Source organism: Streptomyces endocoffeicus, from assembly GCF_016741935.1.
Lineage (GTDB): Bacteria > Actinomycetota > Actinomycetes > Streptomycetales > Streptomycetaceae > Streptomyces > Streptomyces endocoffeicus.
The window spans coordinates 251,565-264,829 of sequence record NZ_JAERRG010000014.1 but is presented as its reverse complement, the minus strand read 5'-3'; the positions used below and the strand labels follow the sequence as shown (position 1 = coordinate 264,829).

Annotated in this window: 11 protein-coding genes and 2 pseudogenes; 8 read left to right on the top strand and 5 right to left on the bottom strand. The window is 71.5% G+C overall.

What is annotated here, in order from left to right; translation table 11 throughout:
• From JK364_RS31245 to JK364_RS31230, 4 genes and pseudogenes are all read left to right on the top strand, one after another.
• Nucleotides 1-208: pseudogene (locus tag JK364_RS31245) on the top strand (flavodoxin-dependent (E)-4-hydroxy-3-methylbut-2-enyl-diphosphate synthase); the annotation flags it as partial.
• A 23-nt stretch (nt 209-231) separates the two neighbouring features.
• The gene (dxs, locus tag JK364_RS31240) at nt 232-2,217 is read left to right on the top strand and encodes a 1-deoxy-D-xylulose-5-phosphate synthase (RefSeq protein ID WP_201854686.1); all 1,986 of its coding nucleotides are present in this window, start codon (nt 232-234) and stop codon (nt 2,215-2,217) included.
• Nucleotides 2,214-3,620: an aspartate aminotransferase family protein gene (locus JK364_RS31235; protein ID WP_201854685.1), complete on the top strand. Its 1,407-nt coding sequence runs from the start codon at nt 2,214-2,216 to the stop codon at nt 3,618-3,620. Before dxs ends, JK364_RS31235 begins: the two co-directional genes overlap by 4 nt.
• Before the next feature lie 17 nt (nt 3,621-3,637).
• Nucleotides 3,638-4,828 carry a serpin family protein gene (locus JK364_RS31230; RefSeq protein ID WP_201854684.1) on the top strand — a complete coding sequence of 397 codons (1,191 nt, stop codon included), beginning with the start codon at nt 3,638-3,640 and terminating at the stop codon, nt 4,826-4,828.
• Nucleotides 4,829-4,865: 37 nt separating this feature from the next.
• Here the strand turns inward: JK364_RS31230 and JK364_RS31225 are convergent, their stop codons facing one another.
• Nucleotides 4,866-5,690 carry a tyrosine-protein phosphatase gene (locus tag JK364_RS31225; RefSeq protein WP_201854683.1) on the bottom strand — a complete coding sequence of 275 codons (825 nt, stop codon included), beginning with the start codon at nt 5,688-5,690 and terminating at the stop codon, nt 4,866-4,868.
• A 166-nt stretch (nt 5,691-5,856) separates the two neighbouring features.
• On the opposite strand from JK364_RS31225, the gene JK364_RS31220 reads away from it, so the two are divergent.
• Together JK364_RS31220 and JK364_RS31215 are read left to right on the top strand one after the other, a co-directional pair.
• Nucleotides 5,857-7,968 carry an alpha-galactosidase gene (locus JK364_RS31220; RefSeq protein WP_201854682.1) on the top strand — a complete coding sequence of 704 codons (2,112 nt, stop codon included), beginning with the start codon at nt 5,857-5,859 and terminating at the stop codon, nt 7,966-7,968.
• Nucleotides 7,969-8,047: 79 nt separating this feature from the next.
• The gene (locus JK364_RS31215) at nt 8,048-8,845 is read left to right on the top strand and encodes an SGNH/GDSL hydrolase family protein (RefSeq protein ID WP_201854681.1); all 798 of its coding nucleotides are present in this window, start codon (nt 8,048-8,050) and stop codon (nt 8,843-8,845) included.
• Between the two features lie 178 nt (nt 8,846-9,023).
• Here the strand turns inward: JK364_RS31215 and JK364_RS31210 are convergent, their stop codons facing one another.
• On the bottom strand, nt 9,024-9,467 hold the full coding sequence (locus JK364_RS31210) for an ATP-binding protein (protein WP_243146363.1): 444 nt from the start codon (nt 9,465-9,467) through the stop codon (nt 9,024-9,026).
• A 136-nt stretch (nt 9,468-9,603) separates the two neighbouring features.
• Here JK364_RS31210 and JK364_RS31205 point away from each other — a divergent pair, with 136 nt between their 5' ends.
• Both JK364_RS31205 and JK364_RS31200 read left to right on the top strand, forming a co-directional pair.
• On the top strand, nt 9,604-10,470 hold the full coding sequence (locus JK364_RS31205) for a Sco1979 family transcriptional regulator (RefSeq protein WP_201854679.1): 867 nt from the start codon (nt 9,604-9,606) through the stop codon (nt 10,468-10,470).
• Nucleotides 10,471-10,473: 3 nt separating this feature from the next.
• Complete coding sequence (locus JK364_RS31200) at nt 10,474-10,725, top strand: DUF397 domain-containing protein (protein WP_201854678.1); 252 nt, start codon at nt 10,474-10,476, stop codon at nt 10,723-10,725.
• 98 nt (nt 10,726-10,823) lie between these two features.
• Here JK364_RS31200 and JK364_RS55650 read toward each other — a convergent pair.
• The 3 genes and pseudogenes from JK364_RS55650 to JK364_RS31190 form a co-directional block, all read right to left on the bottom strand.
• A pseudogene (locus JK364_RS55650) lies at nt 10,824-10,922 on the bottom strand (STM4011 family radical SAM protein); the annotation flags it as partial.
• Nucleotides 10,923-11,107: 185 nt separating this feature from the next.
• Nucleotides 11,108-11,908: an alpha/beta fold hydrolase gene (locus JK364_RS31195; protein WP_201854677.1), complete on the bottom strand. Its 801-nt coding sequence runs from the start codon at nt 11,906-11,908 to the stop codon at nt 11,108-11,110.
• Between the two features lie 88 nt (nt 11,909-11,996).
• Nucleotides 11,997-13,169: an MFS transporter gene (locus JK364_RS31190; RefSeq protein ID WP_307841430.1), complete on the bottom strand. Its 1,173-nt coding sequence runs from the start codon at nt 13,167-13,169 to the stop codon at nt 11,997-11,999.
• Nucleotides 13,170-13,265 lie beyond the last annotated feature (96 nt).

Sequence of the window (13,265 nt, the reverse complement as noted above, 5' to 3'; positions counted from 1 at the left end):
GGTGAACGGTCCGGGTGAGGCGCGGGAAGCGGATCTGGGGGTGGCGTCAGGCAATGGCAAGGGGCAGATCTTCGTGAAGGGCGAGGTCATCAAGACCGTGCCGGAGTCGAAGATCGTGGAGACCCTGATCGACGAGGCCATGAACATCGCGCGGCGCATGGCGGACGAGGGGGTCCCGTCGGGTACCCCGGACGTCACCGTGAGCTGATACACCGAGGAGGGGAACCGACCGTGCCGTTGCTGGAGAACATCCGGGGCCCGCACGACCTCAAGGCGCTGACCGGTGAGGAACTGGCCGCGCTCGCCCAGGAGATCAGGGAGTTCCTGATCGAAGCGGTGGCCAGGACCGGGGGCCATCTGGGACCGAATCTCGGCGTGGTCGAGCTGTCCATAGCCCTGCACCGCGTCTTCGACTCGCCCGCCGATCGCATCCTGTGGGACACCGGCCACCAGTCCTACGTCCACAAACTGCTCACCGGCCGCCAGGACTTCTCCAAGCTCCGCCACAAGGGCGGGCTGTCCGGCTATCCGTCACGGGCCGAGTCCGAGCACGACATCATCGAGAACAGCCATGCCTCCACCGTGCTGGGCTGGGCCGACGGCCTGGCCAAGGCCAATGAGGTGCACGGCCGCACCGACCATGTGGTGGCCGTCATCGGGGACGGGGCGCTGACCGGCGGGATGGCCTGGGAGGCGCTCAACAACATCGCCGCCGCCCGGGACCGTCCGCTGGTCATCGTCGTCAACGACAACGAGCGCTCCTACTCGCCGACCATCGGCGGGCTCGCCAACCACCTCGCCACCCTGCGCACCACCGACGGCTACGAGCGCTTCCTGGCCTGGGGCAAGGACGTGCTGCAGCGCACCCCCGTGGTCGGCCAGCCGCTGTACGGGTCGCTGCACGGCGCCAAGAAGGGGTTCAAGGACGCCTTCGCGCCGCAGGGCATGTTCGAGGACCTGGGGCTGAAGTACGTCGGCCCCATCGACGGCCATGACACCGAGGCGGTCGAGTCGGCCCTGCACCGCGCCAAGCGGTTCCACGGCCCGGTCCTCGTCCACTGCCTCACCGAGAAGGGGCGGGGCTACCCGCCCGCGCTGGAGGACGAGGCCGATCATTTCCACACCGTGGCCGCGATGGACCCGCTCACCTGCGCGCCGCTGACCCCCTCCGGCGGCCGCTCATGGACCTCGGTGTTCGGCGAGGAGATGGTGCGGATCGGCGCCGAGCGGCCCGATGTGGTCGCCCTCACCGCCGCGATGCTGCACCCCGTGGGCCTCGCCCGCTTCGCCGAGGCGTACCCCGGGCGGGTGTGGGACGTGGGCATCGCCGAGCAGCACGCGGCGGTCTCGGCGGCCGGGCTGGCCACCGGCGGACTCCACCCGGTCCTCGCCGTCTACGCCACGTTCCTCAACCGGGCCTTCGACCAGCTGCTGATGGATGTCGCCCTGCACCAGTGCGGGGTGACGTTCGTCCTGGACCGGGCCGGTGTCACCGGCACCGACGGCCCGAGCCACAACGGCATGTGGGACATGTCCGTCCTCCAGGTGGTGCCGGGGCTGCGGATCGCCGCCCCGCGCGACGCCGACCAGCTCCGTGCCCAGCTGCGCGAGGCGATCGACGTGGCCGACGCGCCGACCGTCATCCGCTTCCCCAAGGAGTCGGTGGGGGAGCCGATTCCGGCGATCGGCCGGGTGGGCGGGATGGACGTCCTGCGCCGGGGCGAGGACGTCCTGCTCGTGGCGGCGGGGGTCATGGCCCCCGTCGCGCTGCGCGCCGCCGAGCTGCTGGCCGGGCGGGAGATCGGCTGCACGGTGGTGGATCCGCGCTGGGTCAAGCCCGTCGATCCCGAGCTGCCCGCGCTCGCGGCGCGCCACCGGCTGGTGGCGGTCGTGGAGGACAATGTGCGCACCGGCGGGGTGGGCGCGGCGGTCGCCCAGACGCTGCGGGACGCCGAAGTCGACCTGCCGGTGCGGACGTTCGGCATCCCCGAGGCGTTCCTGGCGCATGCCAAGCGCGGTGAGGTGCTCGCCGACATCGGGCTCACCCCCGCCGAGATCGCGGGCCGGATCGGGGCGGCCCTGACCCGTATCGAGGCGGCCCGCCCGGAGCGGGCGAGCGCCGCCGCCGGGGCCCGTACCGCTGCCGGGGCCCGTACCCCCGCCCAGGCCGGTACGCCCGCCGGGGCCCGTACCGCCGCCAAGGAGAGCCAGGCATGACAGCAGCCGAGCAGCAGCGGCGTTCGGGCTTCGACCTCGGGAAGCTGCTGGCCGAGCGCGCTTCGGAGCGGTACGAGCTGCACACCCGGCACCTCAACCACCAGCTGCCCCGGATGCTGCACACCATCGGGTTCGACAAGGTCTACGAGCGGGCCGAGGGCGCGTACTTCTGGGACGACGAGGGCCAGGACTACCTCGACATGCTCGCCGGATTCGGGGTGATGGGCCTGGGCCGCCACCACCCCGTGGTCCGCAAGGCGCTGCACGACGTCCTGGACGCCGACCTGGCCGATCTGACCCGCTTCGACTGCCAGCCGCTGCCCGGTCTGCTGGCCGAGCGGCTGCTGACCCACGCCCCCCATCTGGACCGGGTCTTCTTCGGCAACAGCGGCACCGAGGCCGTCGAGACGGCCCTGAAGTTCGCCCGCTACGCCACCCGCAAGCCGCGCGTCCTGTACTGCGCCCACGCCTTCCACGGGCTGACCACCGGCTCGCTGTCGGTCAACGGTGAGGACGGCTTCCGCAACGGGTTCGCCCCGCTGCTGCCCGACACCCCGATCGAGATGGGCGACCTCGACGCGCTGGAGCGGGAGCTGGCGCGCGGGGACGTGGCGGGGTTCGTGGTGGAGCCCATCCAGGGCAAGGGGGTGCACGAGACCCCGCCCGGCTTCCTGCGCGCCGCGCAGGAGCTGCTCCACCGTCACAAGGCCCTGCTCATCGCGGACGAGGTGCAGACCGGCCTCGGCCGCACCGGGGACTTCTTCGCCTACAGCCACGAGGACGGCGTCGAACCGGATCTGGTGTGCGTGGCCAAGGCCCTCTCCGGGGGCTATGTGCCGGTCGGCGCGACCCTCGGCAAGGACTGGATCTTCAAAAAGGTCTATTCGTCGATGGACCGGGTGCTGGTCCACTCGGCCAGCTTCGGCGCCAACGCCCAGGCCATGGCGGCCGGGCTCGCGGTCCTCGCCGTCATGGAGGACGAGGAGGTCGTGGCCAACGCCCGCCGCACCGGTGAGCTGCTGCGCGACCGCCTCGCCGCGCTGGTGGACCGCTACGAGCTGCTGCACGACGTCCGCGGCCGGGGGCTGATGGTCGGCATCGAGTTCGGCAGACCCAGCTCACTGGGGCTGCGCGGCCGGTGGACGATGCTCCAGGCGGCGCGCAAGGGGCTGTTCGCGCAGATGGTCGTCGTCCCGCTGCTGCGGCGCCATCGCATCCTCACCCAGGTGTCCGGCGACCATCTGGAGGTCATTAAGCTGATCCCGCCGCTGATCATCGGCGAGCGGGAAGTGGACCGTTTCGTCGAGGCGTTCACAGCGGTCATGGACGACGCACACGACGGCGGCGGCCTGATCTGGGACTTCGGCCGGACGCTGGTCAAACAGGCGGTGGCCAACCGCTGACCGATGGGGGACCCCGCATGATCGACGCGACCGCCGTACGGGCCGTGAACACGCTGACGGCGCGGTGGGCGCGGGCGGCCGTGGCGGACGAGGGCACGGCCTTCGCCGCCACCGGGGTCTGGCCGCTGCTCGCCCTGCTCACCGGCGGTGCCGGCGGCCCGGCCCGGCAGGAGCTGGAGGGCGCGCTGGGCGTCGGCGCGGACCGGGCGGTGGCGCTCGGCGGGCAGCTGCTCGGATCGCTGGACGCCATGGACGGCGTCCACGCGGCCACCGGGCTGTGGACCCGTCAGGATCTGCCGATCCGGCCCGAGTGGGAGGCCGCGCTGCCCCCGGGCGTACGGTCCACGCTGACCGGGGACGCCGAGCGCGACCGCGAGGAGCTGGACGGCTGGGCGTCCCGGCGCACCGGGGGCGCGATCGCCGAGCTGCCCGTGCCGCTCACCCCCGACACCCGGCTGGTGCTGGCAGGAGCGCTCACGGTGCAGACGGCCTGGCTCCAGCCGTTCCGGCCGGGGTGGCTGCGGCCGATGCACGGCCCGTGGCGGGACCGGTCGCTGGCCGGGCTCACCCGGAAGACGGACGACCTCGACGGGGTGCTGCGGGTCGTCCCCGACACCCCGGCCGGGCCGCTCACCCTCTCGGGCGTCGCGGGTGACAACGGGCTGGATGTGCACCTGGTCCTCGGCGCCGAGGACGCCGTGGGCGGCGAGGTGCTGGAGGCCGGGATCGGCGCGGTGGCCGGGGAGTACCCGGGGCTGCCGGGCTCGGCGCTGCCGCTGGGCGAGGCCGGGCCCGGGGTCCGGGTCGGGGAGGTCACGAGCTGGGACGCCACCCCGTCGCTCTACCTCACCACCCCGCAGTTCACCGTGACCGCGCGGCACGATCTGCTGCGGTACGCGGAACTGTTCGGGCTGCGCACCGCGCAGGACACCTCCCGCGGCCACTTCCCGGGGATCAGCCCGAGCCCGCTGGCGCTGTCCTCGGGTCAGCAGTCCATGACCGCGTCGTTCAGCGCCGAGGGGTTCTGGGCCGCGGCCGTGACCGCGTTCGCCATGGACGCGGCCGGGGTGCCGCAGCAGAAGGCGAAGCTGATCAGCGTGGCGTACGACCGCCCGTTCGGCTTCCTGGCGGTGCACCGCGCCACCGGTCTGGTGCTGACGGCGGGCTGGGTCACCGAGCCGGAGGCCGGGGCCGACACCATGTGGTGAACCGGCGGGCGGGCCATGAGCCCGCCCGGGCCGGGCGTCAGGCCGTGAGCAGCCGTTCCCGGAGCCGGTCGCGCTGCTCGGGGGCGAGCCCGAGCCCCTCGGCGAGATAGCGCTCGGTGCCGCCCCAGGTCTCCTCGATCGTGGTGAAGGCCGCCGCCAGATATTCGGCGCGCGCGTCGAACAGCGGCAGCAGCAGCGCCATGACCTCAGGCGACATGGGGTCGGAGCCGTCCCCCGGAGAGCCCTTGCGCCAGATCTTGTAGCGCCGGTGGGCGGCGGCCGACTGGAGGTAGTCGGCCTCGATGGCCTCCTGGTCGACGCCGAGGGCCAGCAGGGTCACCGCGATGGACAGCCCGGCCCGGTCCTTGCCCGCCGAACAGTGCATCAGCACCGGTGAGCTGTCCTCGGCCAGGTCGCGCAGGATCCGGCCGTGCTCGACGAGCCGGGTGGTGACGATGGAGCGGTAGGAGCCGATCATGCGCTTCTCGGCCCGGCCCTCGGAGAGCAGTTCGCGCAGGGTCTTCAGATCGCCCTCGCGCACCATCGTCCAGAACCCGGCGCCGTCGGCCGGGTCGGACAGCGGCAGATTGACGTTGCGGACCCCGGGGAGCGTGACGTCCGGGCCCTCGAGCTTGATGTCGGCGGCGTTGCGGAAGTCGAAGACGGTGTGCAGTCCGAGCGAGTCGAGGAAGGCGGTGTCCGCCTCGGTGGCATGGGCGAGATGGCCGCTGCGGAACAGCACTCCGGGCCGTACGCGGCGGCCGTCGTCAGCCGGCAGTCCACCGAGATCACGGAAATTACGTACCCCCACCAGTCGGCTTTCGGCCTGGGGGACCTGCGGCGACTGCGACTGCTGCGTCACGGGCTCTCCTTCACCATCGGCCGCCGACGCGGCTCGTCGACGAGGCGGCTGAAGCTGACCATACGACATGCGTGCAGCGGGCAATCGGTCCCGTGAGGGTGCGGGCATTGCCGCACCGCCCGCCCTCCCCGATCATGTTGACACCTGTGGAGAATTGGGGAGTGCGATGATCGAAACCGGTGGAAGCGGTCGGCTCTGGGCGCTCTCGGGGCGGCACAGCAGCTACGCCCTGCGCCTCACCGACCGTGATGAGCTGCTCCATCTCCACTGGGGGCCGAGGATCGCGGTCGAGGACGCCGAGGCCCTCGCCGCCGAACCGGGGCCGCCGGACTGGCCGTTCGAATCCCCGCTGGACGGGCGCGAGGAGTACCCCGTGGAGGGCGGCCCGCGCTTCGTGCGCCCCGCCCTGTCCGTACGCGCCGGGGACGTACGCGGCACCGAGTGGCGCTTCGACGGTGGCACCGTCCTCGACCCCGGCACCGGTGAGGAGCTGCGGCTGCGCTTCCACGATCCGCTGCACCACCTCGACATCACCCTCCACTACCGGATGCGGGACGACGGCGATGTCATCGAGCGCTGGACCACCCTCGCCCACACCGGCACCGCCGGGCAGCAGCCGGTGGAACTGCTGCGCGCCGACTCCGCCGCCTGGTCGCTCCCGGCGCGCGACCGCTGGCGGCTGTCCCATCTGCACGGCCGCTGGGCCGCCGAGAGCCGGCTCGCCCGCACCGGGCTCACCCCCGGTGAGAAGGTGATCGGCAGCCGCCGGGGCCACACGAGCCATCACCATCTGCCCTGGATCGCCCTGGACGGCGGGGCGGCCACCGAGGAGAGCGGCGAGGTGCACAGCTGCGCGCTCGCCTGGTCCGGGGCCTGGCGGATCGCCGTCCAGCTGCTGAGCGACGGCGCCGTCCAGGCGGTCGGCGGGGTCGGCCACGACGACGCGGGCCAGCTGCTCCTCGGGCCCGGCGAGTCCTTCACCACGCCCGTCTTCGCGGGGCTGTGGACCGACGGCGGCTTCGGGGCCGCGAGCCGCGCCTGGCACGCCTGGCAGCTCGCGCATGTGGTGCCCGGCGCCGACCGGTCCCGGCCGGTGCTCTACAACTCCTGGGAGGCCACCGAGTTCGAGGTGAGCGAGGAGCAGCAGGGCTCGCTCGCGCGGCTGGCCGCCGACATGGGCGTCGAGCTGTTCGTCGTGGACGACGGCTGGTTCGGGGCGCGCACCAGTGACCGGGCCGGGCTCGGCGACTGGACGCCCAACCCGGACCGCTTTCCGCACGGGCTGAAGCCGCTGGCCGACGAGGTGCACGCGCTCGGGATGGGGTTCGGCATCTGGGTCGAGCCGGAGATGGTCAACCCCGACAGCGACCTCTACCGCGCCCACCCCGACTGGGTGCAGCACCACCCCGGCCGGGCCCGCACCGAGTTCCGCAACCAGCTCGTGCTCAACCTCGCCCGCCCCGAGGTGCGCGCCCATCTGTGGGAGCGGCTGGACACCCTGCTGAGCGGCGCGCCCATCGACTATGTGAAATGGGACTTCAACCGCTCCTTCGCGGACCCCGGCTGGCCCGGCGACCCTTATCCGCGGCGGCTGTGGATCGACCATGTACGCGGGCTGTACGAGCTGCTGGAGCGGCTGCGCGCCGCCCACCCCGGGGTCGCCTTCGAGTCCTGCTCGGGCGGCGGCGGCCGGATCGACCTCGGCGTCCTGGGCCTGACCGACCAGGTGTGGACCTCGGACAACACCGATCCGCTGGACCGGCTGGCCATCCAGCACGGCTTCGGCCAGCTCCACCCGGCCCGGGTGATGGCCGCCTGGGTGACCGACAGCCCCAACGCCATGGGCAACGCCCGGGTCAGCTCGCTGCGCTTCCGCTTCGTCAGCGCGATGGCCGGGGTGCTGGGCGTGGGCGGCGATCTGACCCGCTGGAGCGAGGCCGAACTCGCCGAGGCCCGCGACTGGGTGGCGCTCTACAAGCGGGTGCGCCCGGTCGTCCAGCACGGTGAGCTGTACCGGCTGCGGCCGCCGGAGGGCGACGGGCTCAGCGCGGTGCAGTACGTCCGGGGCGAGGAGACCGTCGTGCTGGCCTGGCTCCAGGCGCAGCACCACGGCCGGGCACAGCTTCCGCTGCGGCTGCGCGGGCTCGACCCGGCGGCCACCTACCGGGATCTGGAGACCGGGGAGGTGCACCGGGGAGCGGTGCTCGCTCACCGGGGCTTGCGCACCGGGCTGAGCGGCGACCTGGACGCCGCCGTATTCCACCTTCGCCGAAACTGACCAGGTGGGATAGATCACCCCACGTCAAGCCCTGGTTACGGTGGCGTAAGTCACGCCATCGGGTGAATGATGTCCCGACGTGGCAGACGATAAGGAGAGATTCAGCAACGGTTCCATCGGGTCCTACGCGGCCGTCGGCGACAGCTTCACCGAGGGCGTCGGCGACCCCGGTCCTGACGGGGTGTTCGTCGGCTGGGCCGACCGGCTCGCCGTCCTGCTGTCCGACCAACGACCCCACGACGATTTCCGCTACGCCAATCTGGCCGTACGCGGTCGACTCCTTGACCAGATCGTGGCCGAACAGGTGGCCCGCGCCATCGAACTCGGCCCCGATCTCGTCACCTTCTGCGCGGGTGGCAATGACATCCTGCGCCCCGGCAGTGACCCCGACGATGTGGCAGAGCGCTATGAGGCGGCCGTCGCCGACCTCCGGGCGCGGGTGGGCACGGTGCTGCTGTGCACCGGCTTCGATACCAGAGGGGTGCCGGTGCTGCGCCATCTGCGGGGCAAGATCGCCACGTATACGGCGCATGTGCGGGCGATCGCCGACCGCCACGGCTGCCCGGTGCTCGACCTGTGGTCGCTGCGCTCGGTGCAGGACCGCCGGGCCTGGGACGCCGACCGGCTGCATCTGTCGGCGGACGGGCACACCCGGGTCGCGCTGAGGGCCGGTCAGGTGCTCGGCCTCGACGTCCCGGCCGACCCCGATCAGCCCTGGCCCCCGGAGGGGCAGCGCACCGCGGCCGAGGTGCGCCGGGACAACATCCACTGGGCGCGCGAATATCTGGTGCCCTGGATCGGCCGACGGCTGCGCGGAGAGTCGTCGGGTGACCATGTGGAGCCCAAGCGGCCCGATCTGCTGCCGCTGCGGCCCTGAGGGCCTGTGTGATCCGGCCGGGGATATGACACAGGCCCTGAACGATCCGTGACCCGAAGCGGTCCCGGAGGAATAGGGGCAGACCCCCGTTGGCGCCCCGAGGCTGACCGCCCGGTGCGCTGTCGCTGCCCCTATTCCCTCGGCACCGCTCGTCCGTCGTGTCGTCGCCGCAGGGCCGCTATATCGCCAGGTAGGCCCAGACGGCGCGGCCCGCGCCGCCCTGGTTCGGCCTGACCCCCCAGGCCTCCGACATGGCCTCCACCAGCATCAGCCCGCGGCCGCCCTCCTGGTCCGCGCTCACCGACCGGGCCTCCGGCACCGTGCGCGCACAGCCCTGGTCGGCCACTTCGAGCCGCAGCCGGGTGCCTATGAGCTGGAGTGAGCAGCGAACGTCCTCGCTGGAGGTGTGGCGCACCGCGTTGGTGAAGAGCTCGGAGACGATCAACTCCGCGCTGTCCCGGGTGTCCTGGTCGATGCCCCATGAGCCCAGCCGCCGGACGACATGCCTTCTCGCCTCGGCGACGGACGTGCTCAGCGCCGGCAGACGAAACACGTCGTGGCGGGGCGGAGCGACCACGGTGCCGCCGCGCCCTAACCGGAGAGCCTCATAGGAAGGAGCCACGCCGCCACTATGCTCTGTCACGCTCGCGTATGGCAAGGTTCAATCTGTAAATTACAGAATCGCAAGCGCAGGCTGTTCGGAATGCTGAGCCCATGCCAGACTGCTGTGTCGTGAAGGTACTTGGAGGGGGACGGTAGTGGCGGATGCGCGGGCGGGCGGAGCCCCGACCGTCCTGCGAGTCGTGCTCGGCAAACGGCTCCAGGACCTTCGGGAGAAGGCCGGGATGTCGTTCGAGCAGGCCGGGCGCGCCCTGGACGTCACCCATGCCACGATCCGGCGGATGGAGAAGGCCGAGGTCGGCCTGAAGCTCCCGTACGTCGAGAAGCTGCTGCGCACGTACGGCGTCGCCGACCCCGAGGAGGTCGAGGGGTTCCTCTCCCTCGCGCGCGAGGCCAACAAGGCCGGCTGGTGGCACCGGTTCCGGGACGTCCTGCCGGAGTGGTTCAACACCTTCGTCAGCCTGGAGGTCGAGGCCAATCTGATCCGGGCCTACGAGCCGCACTACATCCCGGGGCTGCTGCAGACCGAGGACTACGCCCGCGCGGTGCTCCGCGCGGGCATGCCGCATGCGCCCGAATCGGAGATCGAGCGCAACGTAGCCCTCCGCATGGAGCGCCAGGCACTGCTCACCCGGGACAACCCGCCGATGCTGTGGGTGGTCATGGACGAGACGGTGGTGCGCCGCCCCATCGGCGGCGCCGAGACCATGCGTGCCCAGATCATGCGGCTGATCGAGGAGGCGGAGGCCCCTCATATCCGGCTGCAGATCATGCCGTTCGACGCCGGTCCGCACCCGGCGATGTACGGTCCCTTCCATATCTTCCGGTTCCCGATCCCGGAGCTGCCCGATATCGCGTATACGGAGACGCTCGTCAGCGGCTCCTACTTCGACCAGCGCGATGATGTATCGGCGTTCCTGGAGGCCCTGGACCGGATGTGCGCGCAGGCCGCGCCTGCACAGACGACTCAGGCCATTCTGAGTCGCATTCGCAAGGAGATCTGAACGATGGATCGCATATGCGGGAATCGCGTCTACAGCGGCATGCCGGCGAGGGACCTCGGCAGCGAGGGCTGGCACAAGCCGTGGAGCGGTGGCAATGGGGGAAGCTGCGTCGAGGCGATGAGACTGACGGACGGGCGGGTGGCGCTGCGCCAGTCGACCGACCCGGACGGACCGGCCCTGATCTACACGCATCTGGAGATGAAACGCTTCATACAGAGTGCGAAGGCCGGGGAAGCGGACTTTCTGTGCCTGTGACGTCCTCCGTGACGTCCGGTTCTGTGACGCTCATCGTGACCGAGGGGGATCGAGGGGGAAACAGTGTGACCGACCGACCATGAGGCTACCGGCGGGGCGCGGCGCACCGTGCCGTCGCCGTCCACCGAGATCACCGAGGCGCCGGTCCGGCATGGCAGACCGGCGCTTCGGTGCGGATGGCGGCTGTAGCCGGTGAGGGCTGCCAGTCGAAACTGGCTGACGAGATGGAAGCGGTTCGGCTTCGGATGGGCGCTGAACTCATCGGTCATGCCCGCCTGTTGCTCGGCGACCGGAAGGTGGACGCCGACACCTACCGCCCCGAGCGCGAGACCTGATCCCGCGCTCGGCCCCGGGCCGCGAGCGAGGGCCGGTTCCCGGATCCCTACTCGGTCCCCACGCCGGCCAGGATCTTCGCCGTGCCTTCGGGTGCCTCCACCTGGAAGTGGTGGCTGCCCAGGTCGACGAGCACGATGTCGAAGCGGTCCCCGTAGCGGTCGATCGCTTCGCGCGTCACCAGGTCACGTATCGCGAACACGGTGATCGGCTGCTTGGTCTCGCGCAGCGCCGCGTCCATGTCCCAACGCACCAGACCCTCGATGGAACGCAGACCCGCGGGCTGCCGCACCGCGACCATCTTCTCGAAGTACGCATCCTTGAGAGCCGTGCTGGTCCCGGCCGGCGAACCTCCCTCGACGAGGCCCCGCACCGCTCCGGCGAAGTCCTCACGGAACATGCGCAGCATCGCGTCGGTCTGTTCGTCGCTCAGCGCCGGGAACAGGGACAGATAGTGCAGCGCATCGAGTGCGACCACATGAGAGACCGTGGCGGGGAGCAGCCGGCCGACTTCGACGGCGACCGCCCCGCCGAGGGAGTGCCCGGCCACGACACACGTCTCCACCGACTCGGCTTCCAGCACCGCCGCCACGTCGCGGGCGAACTCCTCCATGGTCCAGACGTCCCGCGTCGACCGCGACTCGCCATGCTCGGCGAGGTCGATCGCGAGAACGCGGTAGTCCTCGGGCAGATGGTCGGTCACCGCGTCGAAGTCGCCGCGGTCGCACGCCCAGCCGTGGATGAGAGCCAGAGTCGGCCCTCCGGCGGGACCGCCGGCCGTGTACCGGATCGTCGTGTGGTCCGATCGCCGCACCTCGAGGTTCTTCCTGGGCCTGCTTGTCGTGGTCACGGTGTCTCCTTGTTCCGCGTTGTGCAATGCCGTATCGGGTGGTGGATGAAAAGGGCGGTCGAGGGATCCTCTGCCGTGGGCCGGCCCCTCATCCGCACGGGGCCATGACGTCACGGCGCCGCGCCCGTACCCGGTTCAGGCGCAGGACGAGGACGGAGAAGGCGATCATCGCGATCGCCAGCGCGTAGCTCTCGGCGGCGGTCCTCAGCCCCAGGACGGTGACGGCGATTCCCCCGAGTACGGCGGGCACGCTGTTTCCCAGATAGGCGATGACGTTCGCCAGCGCGAAGACCGCGCTGCGCTCGTGCGGCTCGGCGACCCGGGCGAAGGTGCCGAACGTCGCCAGCACCGACGCACCGAGGGCGAGGCCCGCGACGACGGTGCCGACGGCGGCAAGCCAGGTGAGGTCCTCCGCTATTCCGGCGAGTGATATCAGGGTGCCGAGCCCGAGCAGTGCGGACGAGGGCGTCAGCAGCGAGGACGCGGACCGGGAGCGGAGCAGGAAGACCGCGAGTGCGCCGGTGCCGGTCAGGAGCGTCACGACGACGCCGCCGACCAGATGACTGTGCAGCCCCAGCAACTTGGCCGCGACGGACGGGCCGAGCGAGAGGTACATCCCGGCCAGGGCCCAGCCCGCGATCATCGCCGGCACCACCGGGAGGATGTCCGCGCGCAGATGCGCGGGCATGGCGACCCGCGGACGCAGGGACGCGACGGCTCCCGGCCGACGGGGAGACGTCTCGGGCAGGACGGCGACGGCCACCGCCACCAGCACCATTCCGCCGAACAGCAGTGCGTAGACCAGCCGGGTCGGGGCGGGGCCGAACTCCACCAGCACACCGGAGCCGAGAGCGCCGAGGGCGAGCCCGGTCAGGGGGGACACCGAGGTGACGGTGCCCGCGCGGCCACGGGCGTGCGGCGGTTCGAGGTCGACGAGGGTGGCGCTCAGGGTGGTCGTCGCCGCCCCGGTGGCGATGCCCTGCAGCACCCGGGCGGCGGCCAGGACGACCACGTTCCCGGCGGTGAGGAACAGCGTGAGCGCGACCATCTCCAGGCCGATCGCCGCGGCGAGCACCGGCCGGCGGCCGAGATGGTCCGACAGCGCTCCGACCACGAGCAGCGAGCCCAGCAGGCCGACCACATAGAGGGCGAAGACGAGGGTCAGCACCCACGCCGTGAACTGCCATTGCCGCTGGTAGATCACATAGAGCGGGGAGGGTGCGCTGGAGGCGGCCAGGAAGAGGACAAAGGTGGCGGCCACGGAGCGGAACGCACCCTTCCGTGGCACGTGGCGCGGATCGGCGACGGGCGGTGCGGCGGTGGCAGCGGATTCAATGGGCATATACGGCCTCGCAGT

Bases quoted from the DNA above. Each gene is read 5' to 3' on its own strand.
- JK364_RS31200 (WP_201854678.1), top strand. From the start codon at position 10,474: ATGGATCGCATATGCGGGAATCGCGTCTACAGCGGCATGCCGGCGAGG.
- JK364_RS31220 (WP_201854682.1), top strand. From the start codon at position 5,857: ATGATCGAAACCGGTGGAAGCGGTCGGCTCTGGGCGCTCTCGGGGCGG.
- JK364_RS31230 (WP_201854684.1), top strand. From the start codon at position 3,638: ATGATCGACGCGACCGCCGTACGGGCCGTGAACACGCTGACGGCGCGG.
- JK364_RS31235 (WP_201854685.1), top strand. From the start codon at position 2,214: ATGACAGCAGCCGAGCAGCAGCGGCGTTCGGGCTTCGACCTCGGGAAG.